Origin of the sequence: Prochlorococcus marinus str. MIT 1214 (assembly GCF_027359355.1) — a bacterium.
Lineage (GTDB): Bacteria > Cyanobacteriota > Cyanobacteriia > PCC-6307 > Cyanobiaceae > Prochlorococcus_B > Prochlorococcus_B marinus_F.
Genome location: NZ_CP114777.1, coordinates 1,669,367 through 1,690,567 on the forward strand (window position 1 = coordinate 1,669,367; position 21,201 = coordinate 1,690,567).

Below are 21,201 nucleotides of genomic sequence, written 5' to 3' on the forward strand. Positions count from 1 at the left end.
AAAACATATCTGTAGCACCAAACTCTTTTTTTGTATCAACACCTACATCTTGTCAGTATCAGTTGCATTCATATTAATAAGTGTATAAATTTTGGATTAATTATCCATTTCTTTTTTCGAAGTAAGCATCATTTATGACCACTGCTTTGCAATCGCCTCCAAGGCGAAGTACTTCTCGTCTTCAAGACGCAAGTCTTTTGAACGGGCCAATGCTTCTTCTAAGAAGCATTAAAGGTTTTAGAAGAAGTCAATCTTGGGCATGGCTAGCATCTGTCCCATTGGCACTTTTAGGATTAGGTGTTTTCACTTTCTCTGCTAGAGCTGAGGTTGCACTTTCAGATTTAACTGGACCTCAAGCTGCTGCATTCTTGGCAGATAACCTTTGGTTATTTATAGCCACAATCCTCGTGATTTTTATGAACGCAGGATTTGCAATGGTTGAAGCTGGTATGTGTCGCCAAAAAAATGCGGTGAACATATTAGCTAAAAACTTATTTGTTTTTGCTCTTGCCGTTACGGCCTATTGGGTAATTGGTTATTCCCTAATGTATGGCGGTTCAGTAATTGATGGATGGCTTTATTTCCAAGGCTTATTTGTTGATCCTGATCCTTCAGGTGCACTAGAGTGTGCAGCTGCTGGTGACACTGGTTGTCTTGTTCCAGCAGTTGATTTCCTTTTTCAGTCTGCTTTTGCTGGTACTGCAGCAACTATCGTTTCTGGACTCGTAGCTGAAAGAGTCAAGTTTGGTGAGTTTGTCGTTTTCTCTGTTGTTTTAACTGCTTTCATCTACCCAATTGCTGGAAGCTGGCAGTGGAATGGAGGATGGCTTGCTGAACTTGGTTTTATTGATTTTGCAGGTTCATCTATCGTTCACTCTGTTGGAGGATGGGCAGGTCTTGTTGGAGCTATGCTTCTTGGCCCACGTATTGGCAAATTTGTAGATGGCAAAGCTCAAGCTATGCCTGGTCACAATATGGCTATTGCAACTTTAGGAGCCCTAATTCTTTGGATTGGTTGGTATGGATTTAATCCTGGCTCCGAATTAGCAATGGATCAATATGTTGCTTATGTAGCGGTAACAACAACTTTGGCAGCAGCTGGTGGAGCAATCGCAGCTACAGTTCTATCTACTATTACTTCTGGGAAGCCTGATCTGACAATGATCATCAACGGTATTCTTGCTGGATTAGTAAGTATCACTGCTGGTTGTGGCAATATGACTTTTGCTGGATCTTGGCTCGCTGGCGCAGTGGGTGGATTAATCGTTGTAGTTGCAGTAGCTGCTTTAGATTCTGCAGGTATTGATGATCCAGTTGGTGCCTTCTCAGTTCACGGTGTTTGTGGGGTTTGGGGCACTGTTGTTATTGGCCTTTGGGGCGTTGATGGCATGGACCCAGGTGCTGTAGGAATCGGTCTCCTGAATGGAGGAGGAATTAATCAATTCTTTATTCAAGCCTTAGGTGCAGCTGCTTATGGTATCTGGACTGTGGTTACATGCTGGATTGCTTGGCAAATTATTGGTGGCTTCTTCGGTGGCATCAGAGTTAGCGAAGCAGAAGAGACACAGGGTCTTGACATTGGAGAGCATGGAATGGAAGCTTATCCAGACTTTGCTTCTAGTTAGTTCACTTGTTTAATTCTCTAACATTAAACTCAAAAAAGCCCGGATCTATTCCGGGCTTTTTTAGTGTGGTTTAATAGTGATGTGAATCCTATCAATTTGTTTATAACTATTTAATTGAAATGGATACTCAAGCATTTAAGCAAACTCTTCATAAATCAGATAGATACAACAGGAGAGGATTTGGCTCTGCGAATAAACGAGCTCAGGCCTTAGCAGAGGCTTATCAAAGTGGATTGATTGGATCAATTAGAGATAACGGAAATGAATTGAAGCATGGTCGACTCAAAGTTAAAATTGCAGAGGCTTTTGGTTTTTGTTGGGGAGTAGAAAGGGCTGTAGCAATGGCTTATGAGACTAGAAAGCATTATCCGAATGAAAAGATATGGATTACTAATGAAATTATTCATAATCCTTCAGTCAACGATCAGCTTAGGAAAATGGATGTCCTTTTTATTACTGAGGAGAAAGGAATCAAAGATTTTTCAGGTGTAAAAGATGGAGATGTTGTAATCCTTCCTGCATTTGGTGCAACTGTGCAAGATATGAAAATGCTTCATGATAGAGGCTGTCATATTATTGACACCACTTGTCCATGGGTTTCAAAAGTTTGGCATACAGTTGAAAAGCATAAAAAACATACATTTACTTCCATAATTCATGGGAAATACAAACATGAAGAAACACTTGCTACTAGCTCATTTGCAGGAACTTATCTAGTTGTATTTGACTTAGATGAAGCCAATTATGTAGCTGAATATATTCTTGGTAATGGAAATAGAGAGGAATTCTTAAAGCGTTTTGCTAAAGCATCTTCTACTGGGTTTGATCCAGATAAAGATTTGAAAAGAATTGGGGTCGCAAATCAGACAACCATGCTTAAAAGTGAAACAGAAGAGATAGGTAAATTATTCGAAAAAACGATGTTAAAACAATACGGTCCAGCTGATTTAAATGAACACTTTCTAGCTTTCAATACTATTTGTGATGCCACTGAAGAAAGACAAGGAGCAATGTTTTCTCTAGTTGATGAACCCCTTGATCTAATGGTTGTTATTGGTGGTTATAACTCGTCAAACACTACCCATCTTCAAGAAATTGCTGTTAGCAGGGGTATTCGCTCTTTTCATATTGATACTCCAGAGAGAATTGGAGAAGAGACTAATACTATTACTCATATGCCACTTGAAGGAGAATTGATTACTGAAAGGGAATTTCTTCCAACTGGCAATATTAAAGTTGGTATTACCTCCGGCGCCTCTACTCCAGATCGAGTGGTTGAGCATGTTATCCATAAGCTTATGAAAATAAGTGAAAAAAATTAATTAGGATAAATCACAATTTTGACCAAATTTCTCGTAGGATAGATTATCAATATTTGTTGAAGATGGCTCAACCTACAAGTTCTAATATTAAAGATTCTGACTCACAAAAGGTTGAAGTCGTTGTACAGAGCCCTGAAGGGGAAGTGAATATTTTTGGAGAACTTTCAATATTAGTTCTTAGAGTTAGTTTTAGTTTGTTGATGGTTCATCACGGCTTGGAGAAATTAAATGATCCAGGAGGATTTGCTGAATTTGTTGTGGGTAAATACTTCAGTTTTCTTCCTGGTGATCCTGTGATTTGGACATATATGGCCGCTGTAACTCAAATAGTTTGTCCAATTGGTTTGGCTACTGGGGTTTTGGCAAGATTATCCTCATTGGGCTTGTTATCAACTATGGTATTTGCCTTATATTTCCACTTTATAGACACTGGTTTAGAAGGATTCCCTTTCGCGGTAGTAGAAAATCACAATTATATATTTGAATTGTCAGCAATCTATGCAGCAATATCATTTTATTTTTTATGCGCTGGTCCTGGAAGGCTTTCACTCTTTAGGAAATCAAATAAAATAACTTATTACCCTAAAGGTACATAAATTAAGATTAATTTTTCAGCTTAGATAACAAAATTAAAAATTAATCATAATTAATATTAATGTAAAAAATGTCTTTTCCCAGTGAGGACCATTTTTATTCCTAATTCATTGCATGCGTTAATAGAATCTGTATCTCTGATACTTCCCCCTGGCTGAATAATTGAACTAATACCGTAATCAGCGGCCATTTTTACAGTATCGTCGAATGGGAAAAAACCATCACTAGCCAAAACTGCACCTTTTGCTTTATTGCCAGCAGCTTCTAATGCAAGTTTTGCTGAACCTACTCTATTCATTTGACCAGCTCCAATTCCTAGACTCTGCAGATTAGATGCTACCGCTATTGCGTTTGATCGTATATGTTTGACAATTTTCCACGCAAAAGATAAGTCATTTATTTCTTCTTCTGTTGGTATTAGTTTAGTAACATTTTCCCATTCTGTTTGATCAACATTTGGTTCATCTAAATCTTGAACTAATAAACCACCAAGTATGCTTCTGATGTGATTTTTATCTGCTTTTTGAATAGACTCAGCTTTTAACTCTAGTAGTCTTAGATTTTTCTTTTTTGAAAGTATTTCTTTTGCATTATTATCAAAATATGGAGCAATAACACATTCAATAAATATATTTTCAAGTTCTTTAGCTGCAGCTTCATCAACAGGGCAATTGATAGCAATAATCCCCCCAAAAGCACTTACTCTATCCCCATCTAATGCTCTTTTAAGAGCTAAGTATGGAGATTCTCCAATTGCGACTCCACAAGGATTTGTATGTTTAATAACTACCACTGCTTTTTGATATGAAGGGCTACTAATAGTATTTTCATATCCAAATTCACGAAGAGTAGATAAAGCAGCCTCCAGATCGAGAAGATTATTTGTACTCAATTCTTTCCCTTGTAATTGATTAGCTCCACTCCATCCTTTCCCAGGCTCTCCATACCATGAGGCCTTTTGATGAGGATTTTCTCCATATCTAAGTTCTTGTTTCAATGGCAAGCTTTGCAACCAATAAGCCTTTTTTTTGGTATTTTTGTTGGCAATCCATTTACTTATTGTTTGGTCATAGATGGCAGTATGCTCAAAAGCTTTTTGAGAATAGTTTCTTCTTAATTCAGTAGTGATCTTTTTTGATTTATAGGCATCAATTAAGTTTGAGTATTGACTTGGATCAGTCACTACAAGAACATCTTGATGATTTTTTGCTGCTGCTCGGATCATTGTTGGTCCGCCAATATCAATATTTTCGATAGCTTCTTCCCAAGACACATTCTCTTTTGAAATTGTTTTTTCAAATGGATATAAGTTAACAACTACCAAGTCTATTGGATTGATATTTTGTTTATCTAAATCATCTAGATGAGATTGTTTATCTCGTCTAGCTAATATTCCTCCATGGATTTTAGGATTTAGTGTTTTCACTCTTCCTTCAAGAATTTCTGGAAATCCTGTGTAATCTGCGACTCGTGTAACAGGAAGATTTTCACTCTCAATTAACTTTGCAGTCCCTCCACTGGAAATGATTGTGAAGCCCAATTCATTAACTAAGGCTTTAGCTAGAGGAATTAAGCCAGTTTTGTCAGAGACACTTAGCAGAGCTATGGGTGACATTTATTGTTTGAAATCGATTGTTCTCGATAACCTACGCATCAAAGAGGCATATTGCATTCAACATGACTGAACAAGTCTTATTAAATTCTGAATCCGCAACAAATAGATTGGTTTTACTCCATGGTTGGGGGGCTGATGCAAATGATCTACTACCTGTTGGGAAATTATTAACTGAGGGGTTAAAAGATCGTTTTGAAATAGTTTCTTTCTCCGCTCCTCAGCCTCATCCAAGCGGATCAGGTAGGCAATGGTATCCGTTGTACCCACATGAATGGGAACAGGTTCCAAAAGCAGTATTAGATCTTGAAAAGCGTTTAAATAATTTTTGCTTTAATAACATACCCTTGAATAAAACATTGCTATTAGGTTTTTCTCAAGGCGGTGCAATGGCCTTAGAGCTTGCAACAAGAAATAAATTTAAGGCAGTTTTTGCATTTAGCTCTTATCCACATCCAGAGTGGAAACCTTTAAAAGGTATGTCACCTGTTTTTCTTTGCCATGGAAATATAGATCAAGTAGTCCCTAAAGAGGCTTCTGAGAGAAGCTTTGATAAGTTGGTAAAAAATGGAGTTAAATCAGAATTATATTTTTTTGAGGGAGGCCATGAAATAACAAATGATCTAATTGACCATTGCCGTGGAAAAATTAAACAACAATTTCTTAGTTAAACAAAAGCGTATTCATACTCTTCGATTTCTTCCCAATCATCTGCAGTAAGTTCTAAACCAGCAAAAATTTTGTCTTCACCAAGAAATTCAACAATTACTCTCAGGGAAGGAAAAAGAAAGTGATTCTCCTCAGCGTACTGAGCACTAAACAAACCTTTCTCTCCCCAGAAGAAGCGATCAGTAGTGTGTTCATTACGTCGCACATTTAGTATCGCTGGCGCGTATAGTCCCTCTTCAGCGATGAAGCGTCTTGCCGCCGTTACAGGCTTATGTTGACCTGTTCCTAAATGAAAAATAGGGACATGAGACATTACTCGCTGACCTGCAAGTCTGCGTCTGCTAATTCTTTTACGCTTCTTAGACATGAAAAAAAATACCTTTATTGGGGGTGAGTGAAATAGGGACTTTCATTTTTAGCTCTTGCTGAAGCTAAAGTTTTTTTAGAAAAATTAGATTTGAAATTGAGATGGAAAGTTATTCTCAAATAATTTAAAGTGGTCTACGGAGGTTTCCCATCAATCTTTTCCGCAGACTCAAAGTCACTCAAAGTGCTCACTTTTTAATTGAATTTGAGATAACCTCCTGTTAGGGATCTAAAATCTTTATTTACATCTTAATACTTTTTTCAAATTTTTCAAGTTTTTGAATACTTCTTTCTCCTTGTCTAAGATTGCATAATGACCTCAATGCAGTATTCAGAACGATTTTTGAATTTTGTTCAACAACAGTTGATGAGCTTTCAAGCTGATCAACAATTGGAGCATGTTGTTGTTTATGTAGCTAGATCTGGAGATAGTGGTTCGCCCACTTTAGAAGTTGTTGGACAGTGGCCTAAATCAGAAAAAATATTACAGCCAGTAGAAACTGATATTGCTCTTCGTACACCCTCGTCAAATAGAAGATGGTACCCATTACAAGAGGGATCAATATTATTGGGTGTTATTCGTGCGGAGCGAATTGCCTCTGATGAAGAATGGCCTGAATACCTTGATCAGCGCTTGCAATCAATGTCAATCTTATTGGCGAACTCTCTTGCCTCTGAACTTGATAGAAAAAGGTTGTTAGATCAATTGGATGATCAAAAGGAGCAGATATCATTAATGGTTCATCAATTAAGAAATCCATTAGCTGCTCTTGGAACATATGCAAAACTTCTTTTGAGAAAAATAGGCCCTGATAGTGAACATGAAAACCTTGTAAAAGGATTAATATCAGAACAAGTTCAAGTTAATAAATATCTTTCGGCACTAGATCAACTTAGTCAAGTGAAACTACCTCAAGCAGATGATGGATCAAATAGATTGCTCTTGCCTCCATTATTGCCAACCGAGACAAATATCAGCGTAAAAAGCTTAATAGAGCCATTGATTGAAAGAGCTAAAGCGAGAGCTAATTTGCAAGGCAGAAAATGGTTTAGTCCTTCAGAATGGCCAGCATGGATGGAATCAAGATCTATTTCAGAGGGGGTTATTGCTGAAATTGTTGCGAATCTCTTGGAAAATGCATTTCGTTATAGCCCTCCTCAATCATCTATCGGAATAGAATTAGTAGAAGAAGGTATATGCATTTGGGATGAAGGCATCCCTATAAATGAGGATGAAAGAGAAAAGATTTTTGAGAAAGGTTTTAGAGGTGAAAGTGGTTTGAAAATGTCTGGTAGTGGAATAGGTCTTGCTCTTGCTAGAGATTTGGCTAGACAATTAGGCGGAGATCTTAAGTTGGTTGTTAATCCGAGTAAATTTAAAAATTCTTTACCTGAGTCAGGTAATGCTTTTGTTTTTAATTTGGAGCCAAAATGATACTTAATAGTAATAAATAAGTTGTTTCTGTTATTACTAAACTTGCTCCATAGCTATCACCACTATGTCCACCTAAGGATTTATTGATTAAGTTTGGGATTAGAATTGAAGTTATTAAACCTGATAAAATGCAATAGATTAATAATAAAGCATTATATATATTTAAATTAGTTGAAATTAGAAAAACTATTATTCCTATAGAAATTATTATCACTGACGGTCTTATCTCATTAGATATTCCTTTCCAGTTTTGATGATGAATGGAGCTGTATTTTTTTTTAAAAATGTATTCATGATTTTCAATTGCGAAAATTTGAGATGTTCTCCCCCAAAATGCAGCTAATGGGAATGCAAGAGGAGCATAAAAACTTAGTTTCATTATTGCGGCTATTTGAAGAATCAATATGATTGCCAAACTTTGCACGCCTATTGCACCAACTCTGCTGTCTTTCATTGCTTCAATTCGCTTCGATGGACCTGCTCCTATTCCATCAGCCGTATCCATTAACCCATCAATATGAAGTCCACCAGTGATTAAAATGCTAATTGCAATCGATATTAAGGCGATAGAAATATTTGGCCAATTAAAGAATTTCAATAAAAGCCAAGAAAATGATTGTAAAAAGCCAATTAAAACTCCTATCAAAGGGGCAAAACGAGCAATTCTTTTGAATCGAGGCTTGATTAATGGCCATTGAGGCAAAATAGTGTAAAACACCCATGCACCTGCAAGGTCTCCTAGCCAGTTTTTAAAAATCAGAATTACAACCTCAACTGTTTCTTAGTTCTCAAATTAGTTATATAAGTAGTTTAAATTATCGAATATTTAGGAATAATTGAAAAAGCCTTTCTTCGATTTCCAAATAGACAGTAGATGTAAATCGACATTAGCTAGAGCCTGTTCTATTAAAACGCCAAATGGAATTGTAAATACTCCAAGATTTATGCCTGTAGGTACTTTAGGAACAGTCAAGGGTGTTACCTCTAATCAACTAGAGAAAACAGGAGCTGAAATGATTCTTGCAAATACTTTTCATCTTCATCTTCAACCAGGAGAAAGAATAGTTCAAGACGCAGGCGGACTACATGAATTTATGAACTGGAAGAAACCAATACTCACTGACTCAGGAGGTTTTCAAGTATTTAGTTTGGCAAAGTTAAATAAAATTGATGATGCAGGAGTTTCGTTTCAAAGCCCAAGGGATGGTAAACAGATTTTTTTGACTCCTGAAAAAGCCATTGAAATTCAAATGGCTTTAGGGTCTGATATCGCAATGGCTTTTGATCATTGCCCTCCTTACCCAGCCAGTGAGTCAGAAGTTGAAGAGGCTTGTAAAAGAACACACCATTGGCTTGAGAGATGTCTAAATGCTCATAACAAAGACGATCAAGCAGTTTTTGGCATAGTTCAAGGGGGTTGCTTCCCAAATTTAAGGAAAATTAGCGCAAAAATCGTCTCAGGATTTGATTTGCCAGGGATCGCTATAGGAGGGGTGAGTGTAGGCGAACCCATAAGTCAAGTGCATAAAATTGTACGAGAGACCTGCCCTCTATTACCTGAAGACCGACCAAGATATCTTATGGGAATAGGAACATTACGAGAAATGGCCGTAGCTGTGGCCAATGGAGTAGATCTGTTCGACTGTGTAATCCCTACGCGTTTAGGAAGGCATGGGAGCGCTTTGGTTAACGGAGATACATTCAACTTAAGAAATACGCGTTTTAAAGACGATTACAAGCCGCTGGATTCATCTTGCCCCTGTGAAGCTTGTACTGGATACACAAGAGCATATATTCATCACTTGATTCGCAACAAAGAGTTGCTAGGTCTCACGCTTTTGAGTTTGCATAATCTCACTCATTTGATCCGTTTTACAGGTGCTATGAGGCAAGCAATTCTGGAAGGTTGTTTTTCAGAGGATTTCGCTCCGTGGCAGAGTGACTCTAAAGCGCGTCATACGTGGTAGCGTGCGTGCTTAATACGTCCATTATTTCTTAGGGATGGCACTGATTAATCTCGACTTGCTTGCTGAACTTCCGGTTGCTTACCAGGCTTTTGCACCAACAGTGGATGTACTTCCGCTTATACCTCTTTTCTTCTTTCTGCTTGTTTTTGTTTGGCAAGCGGCAGTTGGCTTTCGTTAAAAGAGAAGTTTTTTCTTCTGGTTTTTTTACAATTTAAGCAATCTATTAGAGATTCTTAACAAAATAAAATTTCTGCCCGAATTAAGAAATCGGGCAGAAATTTTATTTTTTTTAGTTAGTTGATCTGGCTTATTTAAATTCCTTTTTTAAGCAAAATGTCTTCACTTGGCATTGATACTGCCTTCTCAATTAAATCAGCAAGGTGTAATGCTCTAGATGCTTGAAGACCTCCAACTGCAGGCTTCTCCTTGCCTCTAACACATTGCAGGAAATGCTCCAGCTCTGCATATAGAGGTTCGATTGATGTTGTACTTACTTCTTCAATAAACCCATCGTTTCTATAAAGCAGCTCGCCGTGATCAGCTGAATACCATTCATGAGCTTTCCTATGGATGTGAATATTGTGATTTAGAAAATCTGTTTCTATAAGACTTTGTTTGCAATGAGCGCTCAAACTTCTTATTTTTTTGTGACTCATTTTGCTTGCTGTCAGACTTGCAACCACTCCATTTTGAAATCCCAGTGTCGCGTTAACATAATCCATAGGACCATCTCCACTACATCCTCCAACTGCAGCAAGCCTTATCACTTTTGAATTTGCAAGTTCAATAACTAAGTCAATATCGTGAATCATTAAGTCCAATACGACTGACACATCATTAGCTCTCTCAGGATGAGGACTATGCCTTCTGGCCTCAAGAACTACAACTTCTTCATTAGCAACTACTTTTGTTAATTCTCTAAAAGCCGGATTAAATCTTTCTATATGGCCAACTTGTAATAACTTTTTTGCTTTGTTTGATGCATTAATCAACGATGATGCTTCTTCTTTATTTGCTGCTATGGGTTTTTCAATTAACACATGTTTCCCGGCGTTTAAACATTCTAGACCTACTTCATGGTGAAACATTGTAGGTACAGCAACACATACAGCCTCTGCTTGATGTAATAAGTCCTTGTAATTTTTGTACCAATTACAATTAAATTGCTCCATAGCTAATTTCCCTCTTTCTTCGTCTAAATCTGCAACTCCTACCAACTCAGCATCTTTGAGAAGACTAAGTACTCTAGCGTGATGCCAACCCATATTTCCAATTCCTATTACCCCAACTTTTACAGGAATAATATTTTCGTTGATCTTGGAAATTTTTTTCATGTTTACTTTGTTATTAATTATTATTTAGGAAGTATTATTTTTACTTTGTTTATTCTTGGACCTTTCATAGAAAGAATTTCAAAGATAATTTCATTATGAATGAATGTTTCTCCGGAGTTGGGAATTTCTTGGAGTTTTTCCAAAACAAATCCAGCAAGAGTGTAATGATCATCAGCTTCTGGCAATTCTAATTTAAGTTCTCTATTTAGTTCTATTACTTCTATTTCTCCAGAAGTAATCCATATTTTTTTTAAGTCATCAATAGGTCTTAGCTCAGATTCTTTATTGTCAAATTGAATCTCATCACCAACAATTTCACCTGTTAAGTCTGCCGATGTTATTAATCCTTCAGTGCCTCCATATTCGTCAACAACCAACAGAAGCGGGTTCCCATTTTTTATTACGGGAAGTAATTCGGCCAAAGTAGAAGTTTCTAAAACACGAACAACTGGTTTGATATAAGGTTCTAATAATGAGTTGGCTTGCATTTCTCCTTTTGCTATTGGATCAGCAAGTTGCCTTAAATCTAAAACTCCAAGAACATTATCAAGTGAATCATCAATTACTAAGTATCTTGCGTGACGAGTTTTATGAACTTCTTCCATCATTTGAGTGAAGGAAACCTCTCTTGGAAGAGTAACCATCCCTGACCTCGGAACCATTACCTCTCTGACTTGTGTATCCCTTAAAGCAAAAACACCTTCAAGTATGTTCCTTTCATCAGGTTTTAAGCCTGTTACTCCACCAGTTTCAATTAACTTCTCTAATTCTCCTGCAGAAAATGCAGCTGTCGTAAGACTTTCTGATTGAGTATTAAGTCCAAATAATCTAAGAATTAATAAAGACAGTCCTTCTAGTAAAGAAAGGAATGGTGACATCCATTTTATTGCTGCTTCAATTAGGGGCGATAATTTAAGAGCAGAAGTCTCTGGTTGATTAAGAACAAGTGCTTTTGGAAGAAGACCAGATATCAGAGTTGCTAAAAGTACAACAATAATAAAAAGTGCTAGATCTAATAAATAATTAATTGAAGCATTGTTTCCCCACAATTGACTTGCAAAATTTTTGCAGATCCAACCAATTGAAATTAATGAAATAGTGATTCCTAACTCTGCTATTAAAAGTGTTCTTCTTAGCCTTTTCTGCAGGCGAATTATGGAATTGGAACCAGGAAGTCCATCTTCTACTAGTCTTTGAACCTTAGTTGAACGAAGTCGCAAAATAGCAAACTGACCTGCATTAAAAAATGCAGGTATTACAAGCAATATACAAAGAAGTAATAAACTCATTAATAATTTTTCTATGGGGGTGGCGAGGATCGAACTCGCCTAAGGCGAATTATGAGTTCGCTGCATTCACCAGATTGCTACACCCCCAAAAAAGCAGAACTAAAACTTTTTTTGATAATAGTTAATTAGTTTGCCTAAAGTAAATATATATCTAATCCCACCAAGATGTTTAATAATTAAACTTGCATATAAAGATATGAACCCATTGAATCCTTCATTAGTTGCTGCGAAAGAAAATCTTTTAACATTGTTAGCTCAAAAAGCTTATAGGTATGGAGATTTTTCTTTGGCTTCTGGAAAGAAAAGTTCTCATTACGTAAATTGCAAGCCAGTATCTCTCTCAGGTTCAGGTCTATTCTTGATAAGCTCACTATTCTTGAAACAAATAAATGAAGGTGATAGTGCAGTTGCAGGCTTGACTTTGGGGGCTGACCCTCTAGTTAGTGGCGTTGTAATGCTGGCATCTCAATCAGGCATTGATTTAAGCGGTTTAATAGTAAGGAAAGAAGCTAAAGGTTATGGAACTGGAGCATGGTTGGAAGGGCCTCTGCCTCCCAAGGGTTCTGTTATTACTGTCCTAGAGGATGTGGTTACTACTGGTGGCTCTTCTTTAAAAGCTGTTGAAAGACTTAGAACTCAAGGTTATTTAGTTAACAAAGTGCTAGCAATAGTAGATAGAGAAGAAGGAGGAGTAGATGCAATGTCCAAAGCTGATTTGGATTTAAATAGTCTTTTCTTTTTAAAAGAGATTGTTGAAAGGGCTAAAAGCTTGTAATGTCAAAAGATAAACCATTGATTTGGGATGAAACATTCCCTTCATTACTTCTAAAAGGTGAGGGAACTGCTGCTTTTTTACATGGTCAAACGACTGCTGATATTTTTGCTCAAAAACAACTAGAAAGAATTTTCTTGAGCTGTTGGTTATCAACTAAGGGAAGTTTAAAAGCTTTGTTGGAAATTCGACTTTCAAGTAATATGGCTGAAATAGTCATAATCAGTGGTGAAATTAATTCTATAGTTGATGGATTTGAATCAGTAATATTTCCAGCCGATAAAGTAAAGTTAGAAGTGATTAAACCAATTAGAAGAATACAAAAAATAAATAAATATCAATCATGGAAAGAGTTTTCTCCAATTTGGATAGCTAATAGTGATTTAATTCAAAATGAAATTTCTGACTTTGCTCAAGTAACTAAAGAAGAGTTGGAAATATGGAAAATAAGACAGGGAATACCAAGATTTGATAGAGAAATAAATGGAGAAACAAATCCTTACGAATTAGGTTTAGGAGATATTATAAATCTTGATAAAGGTTGTTATTTAGGACAAGAATCAATTGCAAGATTCTTTAGATCTAAATCTTTAAAATATCAACTACGTTATTGGGAGGCTTATGGGAAAGCTGATGATTTTGATATTGGTAAAAAATTTTTTAATACTAATCAAGATAACGAATTGAAAAAGAAAGTAGGAGTTGTTACATCTTCAATTAAAATTAACGATAATTTTTTTTATGGACTTGCATTGATCAAAAACAATTTTATTAATAAGAGTATTTGTTTTTCTCAAAAAGATGAAACTATAACTATGAAAAAGCCAATCTCATTTGCTTTGCCTTTTTAATCTAATAAGATAGTTTCACTTTTGATCTATTAGCCACTTTGCGATCATTAAGGTAGCAATACAATCATCACGATTATATTTAAAGATTGAATTTAAATTTTTTGAGTAAATGTTATTTGATTTGCGAGATTTTTTCCATTGTCTCCACCATAAAAGAGCTCTAGCTCCGTCAGAATTAGATTGTTCCCATTCAAATCCTATGAATTCGGAGATTGATTTAAGACCATAATTTCTTACTGGAAGGCACCAGTATTCTCTAATTAATAAATGTATGTCAATAAATCTTTTTCTTAATTCATCAATTTCAAGAGAACTTGCCCCTTGTCTTAAGCCTAGCTTTAGTAAAGATATGGGTTCTGTTTCACCATAATGGAGAATTGGGAGATCTTTATGATGATCTAATTTTCTCTTTATTCTTTTCCATAGGTAACTTTCTGTATCCTTTTCAAGATTAAGCAATGGTGAATATTTAGTTTTTTCTAAACTTATTTCGTTTTTAATATTTTTTGGTAATCGAATAAATCCATGTAAAAAGTCATGCTTAATATCTGGGTCAGATTCAATATCATAAATTAATAAACCTCTTGCTTTTTTTAGATTATTCAAAGATATTTTCGGATTGAGCTTGATGGCCTTATTTGTTGATTGAGATTGAGATTGTAAAATTATTTGTTTGGAAATATCACCATGCTGTGTCCCAAATGCTTCAAGTTTTGTCTTTAACGTATAATGATTAACCTTGGCTAATTCCTCTATATTATTTATCCCAATTTTATTTAATAAAATTTCTCTTTTCGCTCCAATTCCACTAATTTCACTTAGATGTCCTTCTTTGATCGCTTCAGCATCACAATTTCTTTTCCATGAACATATGGTACATTTCTTTCTGTTAGAAGTGATTGGTGGAGGCACTTTAGATTGAATATCTTTCTCTAGAGTTAATAATGAATCTATTAATTCTTTATTCATATTATCGGTTAATCTTATTTTTTCGACTTTCACAACTTCATTCTCTTTGTGTAGTATTAAGCCTTTCTGGACCTGATATTTTTGTAAATTAGTTATTAATAAACCGTTCATTGCAAGTATTAACTTGTGCTCTCTTGTGACTTTTTTACCTTGTCTTGCCAACACAGGTTGATAAGAAAAATTACCCCAAATACTCTCTCCTAAGCTCTTTCTTAGAATCGGTAAATTTCCTTTGATTATTATATTTTTTAGTAGCGGATATTTAAGTCTGAGCCCATAGGCGATATTTTTCCCCTCTTCACAAGCTTGAATTCCTATCCCATAACTTTTTTGTGAGAGATTATGAAAGCAGTCGATTTGATGATTTAATTGAAGTGTGCTATGAGCGGTCCACAACTTTTTTTGTTTATCACCATAAATTTCTAGCCACGCTTTTCTTCTGCATCGAATCCAACTCCTTAAAAGGTGATCATTAATCGGTTTGGATTTATTACATTTCATACTTAGAGATTAATCTGAATTTCTTTAATAACAAAGTTTCGCCAACATAAAGATGAAAAAGAAAAAGTTGAATCTCACTAAAGAGGAAATTTCTTTCGGAACAGATGGATGGAGAGGGATATTAGGCGTTGATTTCACTTTGGAAAGATTACTTAAAGTTGCAGCAGCAGCAGCTCAAGAGCTTGCTTATGTGAAGGAGAAAAAAAATAATAAAATAATCATTGGTTATGACCGACGTTTTCTCGCAGAGGAGATGGCTGAGGCGGTTGCATCTGCAGTTAGAGGAGTGGATTTAGTACCTTTGTTGTCTTCTTCTGCGCTGCCAACTCCTTCTTGTAGCTGTGCAATAGTTGAAGAAAATGCCCTTGGCGCACTTGTGATTACAGCAAGTCATAACCCATGCGAATGGTTGGGTTTGAAAATAAAAGGTCCTTTTGGAGGCTCAGTTGATAGCTCTTTCACCGATTCCGTACAAAAAAGATTAGATGCTGGAGGGATATCAATTCCAATCGAAGACGTAACCGAGAGAGTTGATTTTCGAAAACAACATCTATTGAAGATTAGTCAGAAATTTGACATACCTTTGATTTCTAATGGCTTGAGAAACTTAGGTGTGAAAATATTTGTTGATTCAATGCATGGATCTGCTGCGGGCTGCATGTCTGAATTATTTGGCTCTGATGGTGATGAGCTTATTTATGAATTAAGAACAAAAAGAGATCCTTGTTTTGGCGGGAACCCACCAGAACCTATGAAGGCTTACCTATCTCAATTAATAGAAGAAGTTAAGGATTCGTTCAAAGACGGTAAGTTGTCCATGGGCATAGTTTTTGATGGAGATGGAGATCGAATTGCGGCAATAGATGAAAAAGGTAGATATTGCAATACACAGTTGTTAATGCCTGTTTTGATAGATCATCTAGCAAGATTCAAAAATATGGCAGGTTGTGTTGTTAAAACTGTAAGTGGTTCGGACTTGATGCGATTGGTTGCGGAGGACTTGGGGAGAGAAGTGCTCGAGAAGCCAGTTGGGTTTAAATATATTGCTGAAGAAATGCTTTCAAGAGAAGTTCTTATTGGAGGAGAGGAGTCAGGGGGAGTTGGATTTGGACATCATTTGCCAGAACGTGATGCTTTGTTTACCGCTTTGCTTTTGATGGAGTCAATAGTTGCTGATAATAAATGTTTAGGAGAGAAAATAGATTCTCTTCATGCTCGTTTTGGCGAGAGTCATTTTGAACGTATTGATTTAACTCTCAAAGATATGGAAATGAGAAGGAACTTGGAAAATTTTTTGAAGCAGAAAACTCCTTCTTCAATAGGTCATAAATCAGTTTTAGAGGTTATTGCAACTGATGGAATAAAACTTGTACTTGATAAAAGTCATTGGCTTATGTTCCGCTTCTCTGGAACAGAGCCTCTTTTAAGAATTTATTGTGAAGCTCCATCCAATGCGGAAGTTACTTCAACTTTGTATTATGCAAAGCAACTTATAGATAATAGTTTTGGATAATCTCCCTCTAGTAATTGCTAGTGGCAATAAAGGTAAAATCGGAGAATTTAAAAAACTTTTGGACGATTTTCCATTTGATTTATTGACTCAACCTGTTGGATTTGAGATTGAGGAAACAGGAAATACATTTATGGAAAATGCAAGAATCAAAGCCCTTGCTGTCAGTCAAGCAACAGGTAATTTGTCTCTGGCTGACGACTCTGGGTTAAGTGTTGAGGCTCTTGGAGGTGCTCCAGGTATTTATTCTTCTAGGTATGCAAACTCAGATAACGAACGAATTGAAAAACTATTAGCAGAGCTAAAACCTTTTCCAAATAGAAAAGCTAAATTTGAATGTGCATTATGTATAGCTAGTGGGGCAAAAGTGTTGATAGAAGTTTCAGGCTTTTGCGAAGGTCTAATAACTTTTTCCCCGAAAGGGAAAAATGGGTTTGGTTATGATCCGATTTTTGAAGTTTCAGGATTAGGTGAGACTTATGCGGAAATGGACCAAGAAAAAAAGAAGCATATTGGTCACAGGGGGAATGCATTCAAATTGCTCGTGCCAGAATTGAAAAAACTATTGGTTTCAATATAAAAGTAGTTTTTTTCTCTTGCAAAACTATTAGTTTTTAATTTTCAACCCAGCTTCCGTGTAATCCATGTGGGATTGAAATTGGAACTTCAAGAATAGCTTTTTCAGTCAGATCTTGAGAATCAAGGAGTATTAAATCAGTTCCTGATCTAATACTATTCCAAACCAATGCAACAACCCATCCTTTGTCTTCTTCAGATTTTGATTCTTGGGATGGAATAAATATAGGTTCACTTACAAAACCTCTTGGAGCAGCACTCCAACTTATCTCTTTATTATTAGATAAATCGATTTTTTTTATTGCTTGTAGTGGCCCATTCCCTTCTTTTTCTTCTGCAGTTGCCATCCAACTGAACCGGGCCTTTAATCCTTCGAAATGAGGATTAACCATTGCAAATTCACAACATTGGTTGCTTATGGTTGAACATGTAAATGTATTTTCTATTGGATCGATTTCACTTCTTTTCAAAATTCCCTCTGGTAAAAGATCAAAATCAATTTCTCTGAAATTATCTTCAGGACCAATACTAGGGAAATTGTCATAAAAAATACTTTCAATGTTGATTTTTTCATTATCTTCCCATGCATTTAGATGATGAAAAACAAAACCCTTGGGAGCATCAACTGATTTTGGAGGTTGACCAGCAAATTTGCCAGCATCCCTTGGTATTAATAAAAATTTTGGAGTCCCATAGGGTTTGGAAGCTAAACATTGTGCGGCTCCTTTTTGTCCAAGCAGGAAAGGGAGAGGATTAAAATTAATAGCATTTTGCAGAAATATTGCCCAGTTTGGAGTTATGGCAAAATCATGCAAGAACGCAAATCCATTAAAAGAATCTTTTCTATCACTTAAAAGAGAACCAATATTTTCTCCCTCTGTGGAAAATTCCATCAATCTAATTGTGCTTTTAGGACCTGTAGACACACCAAAAGTGACCATTCTTTGACTTTTATGATGGCCAGGGTCAAATCGTGGATGAGCACTAAATGCCTCACCTTTTTTTAAAACTCCTTTTAAATTAGATAAACCATTGGTCTCAAGGGTATTTGGATTAAGTGAATATGGACTGGATGCTTCCCATAAAGCTAGTAGATCATCTCCAAGTTTTATTACGTGAGTATTGGCAATATTTTTTAGCCTTACATCAAAAGCATTAGATAATACCCCGCCTTCTTTTTGAGTTCCAAATACACCTCTATATAAAAATTTCTGGGATTTTTCTTCTTCAGCCCATTCCTTTGTGCGAACAAAACGATTTGTTAGGCTTATTTTCCCATTTTTAAACTTGAAGGCAGCAATCATGCCATCTCCATCAAATGGATGATGGACCCATCTTCCGCCTCTTTCTAATCTGCCTGGCCCATTTCGATAAAAGGTACCAGAAATTTGTTCAGGAATTGATCCTTTTACTAGTTTGAGTTCAGCGTGATCTAATTCTTTTTCAACATTGCAATATGCGCTTGACCAATCTTCTTGGTTGAAGATTGTTTGCTGTGGTGATGTTTCTCTTTTTAAATAACTAACTGCCACTATTTTGCTTAGATTGAAACTTGATTTTCGCTTAAACTTCTTACTTTTGCGAGCTTAAGGTCAAAATGATTTATTTAAATAAGGAGTTTTTATTGACCAGCCTGTTCAAGAACTCCTTTACTGCTTGGAATTTGACTTGATCTTCTAGGGTCAATTTCAGTAGCCATCCGAAGAGCTCTTGCAAAAGATTTGAAAGTAGCCTCAATTATGTGATGAGTATTATTTCCCGCCAGTTGTCTGATGTGGAGAGTTAACCCACCATTACTGACAACAGCGCCAAAAAATTCTTTAACCAACTCGGTATCATAAGTACCCACTTTTTGAGAGGGAATATCTAAATTAAAACTTAAATGGGGCCGACCGGAACAATCAACCACAACCTGAATAAGAGCTTCATCAAGCGGAGCTAAAAAATGACCAAAGCGTTTTATTCCAACTCGATCCCCCAATGCTTTTGACAAAGCTTGTCCAATAGCAATTCCAACATCTTCATTGCTGTGATGATCATCTATGTGAGTATCTCCATTAGCTCTTACTTCAATATCAAATAAGCCATGACTAGATAATTGTTGGATCATATGGTCTAGAAAACCAATCCCGGTATTTGCACTGCATTTCCCAGAACCATCAAGATCAATTTTTACAAAAACATCAGTTTCCTTAGTTTTCCGGCTAATCTCTCCCTCTCTAGTTTTTTTCATATTTGATTGGCAATTTGAGTTGGCTTGAAATTACATTCCATTTATGCAATAACCTGCATCAACATAAACAGTTTGTCCTGATATACCACTCGAAAGATCGCTAAGCAAGAAAGCAGCGGTATTACCTACCTCGATTTGAGTAACGGTTCTTCTGAGGGGAGCTTTTTCTTCGACGTTATGAATCATGTCCAGAATTCCTCCAATAGCTGAACTCGCGAGAGTTCTTATTGGTCCAGCACTAATAGCATTCACTCGAACCTGATTTTCAGGACCAAGTTCCTCCGAAAGATATCTAACGGATGCTTCCAAAGCTGCTTTAGCAACTCCCATTACGTTGTAATTGGGAATCGCTCTTTCTGCTCCTAAATAAGTCAAGGTGACTATGCCTGCACCTTTACTGAAAAGAGGTTTTGCATATTTACATAGTGGGGCGAGTGAGTAAGCACTAATTTCAAGGGCTCTTGAGAATCCCTCTGAAGAAGTTGCACTGTAATTACCTACTAATTCTTCTTTCCCTGCAAAGGCTAGACAATGAACTAATCCATCAAGATGGCCCCATTGATTTTTAATGGCCTCAAAAACTTCTTCAATTTGAGAAGAGTTTTGAACATTAAGTGGTAAGAATAGGCTTGGATTTAAAGGAGAAGTAAGTTCTTTTACTTTTGCTTCAAATCTACCTTTTTCATCGGGCAAGTATGTAATTCCTAGTTCAGCTCCAGCTGCTTTTAACTGTTGTGCAATGCCCCAGGCAATTGATCTGTTGTTTGCTATTCCTGTAACAAGGATTTTTTTGCCACTAAGATCGAGAAGCATCTTTCGGACTCATTTGGTTAGTATTACTAATTGTCCCTTATTTAGGGCTAAGACTCATAGTTAAATGAATATATAGTTAAAAGTTCTTTAATCCATCAACCCACAAAAGTATAAGAATCATGGTTCGAACAGAGTCAACAATGCTTCCATTAGGAACTCAATTGCCTTCTTTTGATTTAGGTGTGGTTTCAGGCGTGAACCTCGCTCCCGATGATGCTTTAAGTGGTCTTAGTCATATCAGTAGTTTTGAATTAACAAAAAGACCATTGTTTTTGATGGTCATATGTGCTCATTGTCCATTTGTTAAACATGTAGAAAGTGGAATCACAAATTTATTCAATTCTTTTGGTGATGACGTTCAATTTTTGGCTATTTCTAGCAATAGCGTGAAAACACACCCGCAAGACGCGCCAGAATTCCTAGCCTCTCAAGCCAACCAACTGGGATGGAAGTTTCCATATTTATTTGATTCTGATCAAAAATTAGCAAAGGCGCTTAAGGCCGCATGTACCCCTGATTTTTATATTTTTTGGCCTTCTTCAGATGGAGGCTCAAGATTGAGATACAGGGGACAAATGGACGGAAGCCGACCTGGGAATGAAATACCTGTCTCTGGAGATGATATTCGTCTAGCACTCAGATCATTATTAAATGGAGAAGATATTTCAGCTAATCAAAAACCTTCTATTGGTTGCAATATTAAATGGCATCCTGGTATGGAGCCTGATTGGTTTGGATGAATTAATGAGTTTCTTTTTGATTA

Annotated in this window: 21 protein-coding genes and 1 tRNA gene; 12 read left to right on the forward strand and 10 right to left on the reverse strand. The window is 36.4% G+C overall.

The window, feature by feature from the left end; genetic code table 11:
• The first annotated feature begins 134 nt into the window (after nt 1–134).
• From O5639_RS09175 to O5639_RS09185, 3 genes are all read left to right on the forward strand, one after another.
• Complete coding sequence (locus O5639_RS09175; RefSeq protein ID WP_269624227.1) at nt 135–1,625, forward strand: ammonium transporter; 1,491 nt, start codon at nt 135–137, stop codon at nt 1,623–1,625.
• 119 nt (nt 1,626–1,744) lie between these two features.
• Nucleotides 1,745–2,947, forward strand: coding sequence for a 4-hydroxy-3-methylbut-2-enyl diphosphate reductase (locus O5639_RS09180; protein WP_269624228.1), 1,203 nt, complete (start codon nt 1,745–1,747; stop codon nt 2,945–2,947).
• Between the two features lie 62 nt (nt 2,948–3,009).
• On the forward strand, nt 3,010–3,543 hold the full coding sequence (locus O5639_RS09185) for a DoxX family protein (RefSeq protein ID WP_269604430.1): 534 nt from the start codon (nt 3,010–3,012) through the stop codon (nt 3,541–3,543).
• A gap of 56 nt (nt 3,544–3,599) precedes the next feature.
• Here the strand turns inward: O5639_RS09185 and purH are convergent, their stop codons facing one another.
• Nucleotides 3,600–5,156, reverse strand: coding sequence for a bifunctional phosphoribosylaminoimidazolecarboxamide formyltransferase/IMP cyclohydrolase (gene purH / locus O5639_RS09190; RefSeq protein ID WP_269624229.1), 1,557 nt, complete (start codon nt 5,154–5,156; stop codon nt 3,600–3,602).
• A gap of 62 nt (nt 5,157–5,218) precedes the next feature.
• Between purH and O5639_RS09195 the strand changes: the two genes are divergently transcribed.
• Nucleotides 5,219–5,824 (forward strand): alpha/beta hydrolase, encoded by a 606-nt coding sequence (locus O5639_RS09195; RefSeq protein WP_269624230.1) that lies wholly within the window; start codon nt 5,219–5,221, stop codon nt 5,822–5,824.
• On the opposite strand, the gene O5639_RS09200 is transcribed toward O5639_RS09195, so the two are convergent.
• Nucleotides 5,821–6,189 carry a DUF3155 domain-containing protein gene (locus O5639_RS09200; RefSeq protein ID WP_011294267.1) on the reverse strand — a complete coding sequence of 123 codons (369 nt, stop codon included), beginning with the start codon at nt 6,187–6,189 and terminating at the stop codon, nt 5,821–5,823. The two genes, O5639_RS09195 and O5639_RS09200, sit on opposite strands and share 4 nt — an antisense overlap.
• 312 nt (nt 6,190–6,501) lie before the next feature.
• On the opposite strand from O5639_RS09200, the gene O5639_RS09205 reads away from it, so the two are divergent.
• Complete coding sequence (locus tag O5639_RS09205; RefSeq protein ID WP_269624231.1) at nt 6,502–7,623, forward strand: sensor histidine kinase; 1,122 nt, start codon at nt 6,502–6,504, stop codon at nt 7,621–7,623.
• On the opposite strand, the gene O5639_RS09210 is transcribed toward O5639_RS09205, so the two are convergent.
• Complete coding sequence (locus O5639_RS09210) at nt 7,604–8,341, reverse strand: adenosylcobinamide-GDP ribazoletransferase (RefSeq protein WP_269624232.1); 738 nt, start codon at nt 8,339–8,341, stop codon at nt 7,604–7,606. The genes O5639_RS09205 and O5639_RS09210 overlap by 20 nt on opposite strands.
• 118 nt (nt 8,342–8,459) lie before the next feature.
• Between O5639_RS09210 and tgt the strand changes: the two genes are divergently transcribed.
• Entirely contained in the window at nt 8,460–9,590 is a 1,131-nt protein-coding gene (tgt, locus tag O5639_RS09215) for a tRNA guanosine(34) transglycosylase Tgt (RefSeq protein WP_269624233.1), read from the forward strand.
• 34 nt (nt 9,591–9,624) lie between these two features.
• Complete coding sequence (locus tag O5639_RS09220; protein WP_269604438.1) at nt 9,625–9,768, forward strand: photosystem II reaction center protein K; 144 nt, start codon at nt 9,625–9,627, stop codon at nt 9,766–9,768.
• Nucleotides 9,769–9,901: 133 nt separating this feature from the next.
• Here O5639_RS09220 and O5639_RS09225 read toward each other — a convergent pair whose 3' ends face one another.
• From O5639_RS09225 to O5639_RS09235, 3 genes are all read right to left on the reverse strand, one after another.
• On the reverse strand, nt 9,902–10,924 hold the full coding sequence (locus tag O5639_RS09225; protein ID WP_269624234.1) for a Gfo/Idh/MocA family protein: 1,023 nt from the start codon (nt 10,922–10,924) through the stop codon (nt 9,902–9,904).
• 20 nt (nt 10,925–10,944) lie between these two features.
• A complete protein-coding gene (locus O5639_RS09230) occupies nt 10,945–12,213 on the reverse strand; it encodes a hemolysin family protein (RefSeq protein WP_269624235.1) in 1,269 nt (422 codons plus the stop codon).
• A gap of 14 nt (nt 12,214–12,227) precedes the next feature.
• Nucleotides 12,228–12,300 (reverse strand) — tRNA-Ile (locus O5639_RS09235).
• Between the two features lie 109 nt (nt 12,301–12,409).
• Here O5639_RS09235 and pyrE point away from each other — a divergent pair.
• Both pyrE and O5639_RS09245 read left to right on the forward strand, forming a co-directional pair.
• Entirely contained in the window at nt 12,410–12,988 is a 579-nt protein-coding gene (gene pyrE / locus O5639_RS09240) for an orotate phosphoribosyltransferase (protein WP_269625545.1), read from the forward strand.
• Nucleotides 12,988–13,836, forward strand: coding sequence for a folate-binding protein YgfZ (locus O5639_RS09245; RefSeq protein ID WP_269624236.1), 849 nt, complete (start codon nt 12,988–12,990; stop codon nt 13,834–13,836). The genes pyrE and O5639_RS09245 overlap by 1 nt, the downstream gene beginning before the upstream one ends.
• A 15-nt stretch (nt 13,837–13,851) precedes the next feature.
• Here the strand turns inward: O5639_RS09245 and O5639_RS09250 are convergent, their stop codons facing one another.
• The gene (locus tag O5639_RS09250; RefSeq protein WP_269624237.1) at nt 13,852–15,306 is read right to left on the reverse strand and encodes a TM0106 family RecB-like putative nuclease; all 1,455 of its coding nucleotides are present in this window, start codon (nt 15,304–15,306) and stop codon (nt 13,852–13,854) included.
• 52 nt (nt 15,307–15,358) lie between these two features.
• On the opposite strand from O5639_RS09250, the gene O5639_RS09255 reads away from it, so the two are divergent.
• On the forward strand, nt 15,359–16,819 hold the full coding sequence (locus O5639_RS09255; protein WP_269624238.1) for a phosphoglucomutase/phosphomannomutase family protein: 1,461 nt from the start codon (nt 15,359–15,361) through the stop codon (nt 16,817–16,819).
• Nucleotides 16,812–17,396: an RdgB/HAM1 family non-canonical purine NTP pyrophosphatase gene (gene rdgB, locus O5639_RS09260; RefSeq protein ID WP_269624239.1), complete on the forward strand. Its 585-nt coding sequence runs from the start codon at nt 16,812–16,814 to the stop codon at nt 17,394–17,396. Before O5639_RS09255 ends, rdgB begins: the two co-directional genes overlap by 8 nt.
• A gap of 34 nt (nt 17,397–17,430) precedes the next feature.
• Here the strand turns inward: rdgB and O5639_RS09265 are convergent, their stop codons facing one another.
• The 3 genes from O5639_RS09265 to fabI form a co-directional block, all read right to left on the reverse strand.
• Entirely contained in the window at nt 17,431–18,924 is a 1,494-nt protein-coding gene (locus O5639_RS09265) for a carotenoid oxygenase family protein (protein ID WP_269624240.1), read from the reverse strand.
• Nucleotides 18,925–19,013: 89 nt separating this feature from the next.
• The gene (hisB, locus tag O5639_RS09270) at nt 19,014–19,625 is read right to left on the reverse strand and encodes an imidazoleglycerol-phosphate dehydratase HisB (protein ID WP_269624241.1); all 612 of its coding nucleotides are present in this window, start codon (nt 19,623–19,625) and stop codon (nt 19,014–19,016) included.
• Between the two features lie 30 nt (nt 19,626–19,655).
• Nucleotides 19,656–20,438: an enoyl-ACP reductase FabI gene (fabI, locus tag O5639_RS09275; protein WP_269624242.1), complete on the reverse strand. Its 783-nt coding sequence runs from the start codon at nt 20,436–20,438 to the stop codon at nt 19,656–19,658.
• 119 nt (nt 20,439–20,557) lie between these two features.
• Here fabI and O5639_RS09280 point away from each other — a divergent pair, with 119 nt between their 5' ends.
• On the forward strand, nt 20,558–21,178 hold the full coding sequence (locus tag O5639_RS09280; protein WP_269624243.1) for a thioredoxin family protein: 621 nt from the start codon (nt 20,558–20,560) through the stop codon (nt 21,176–21,178).
• The last annotated feature ends 23 nt before the right edge of the window (nt 21,179–21,201 follow it).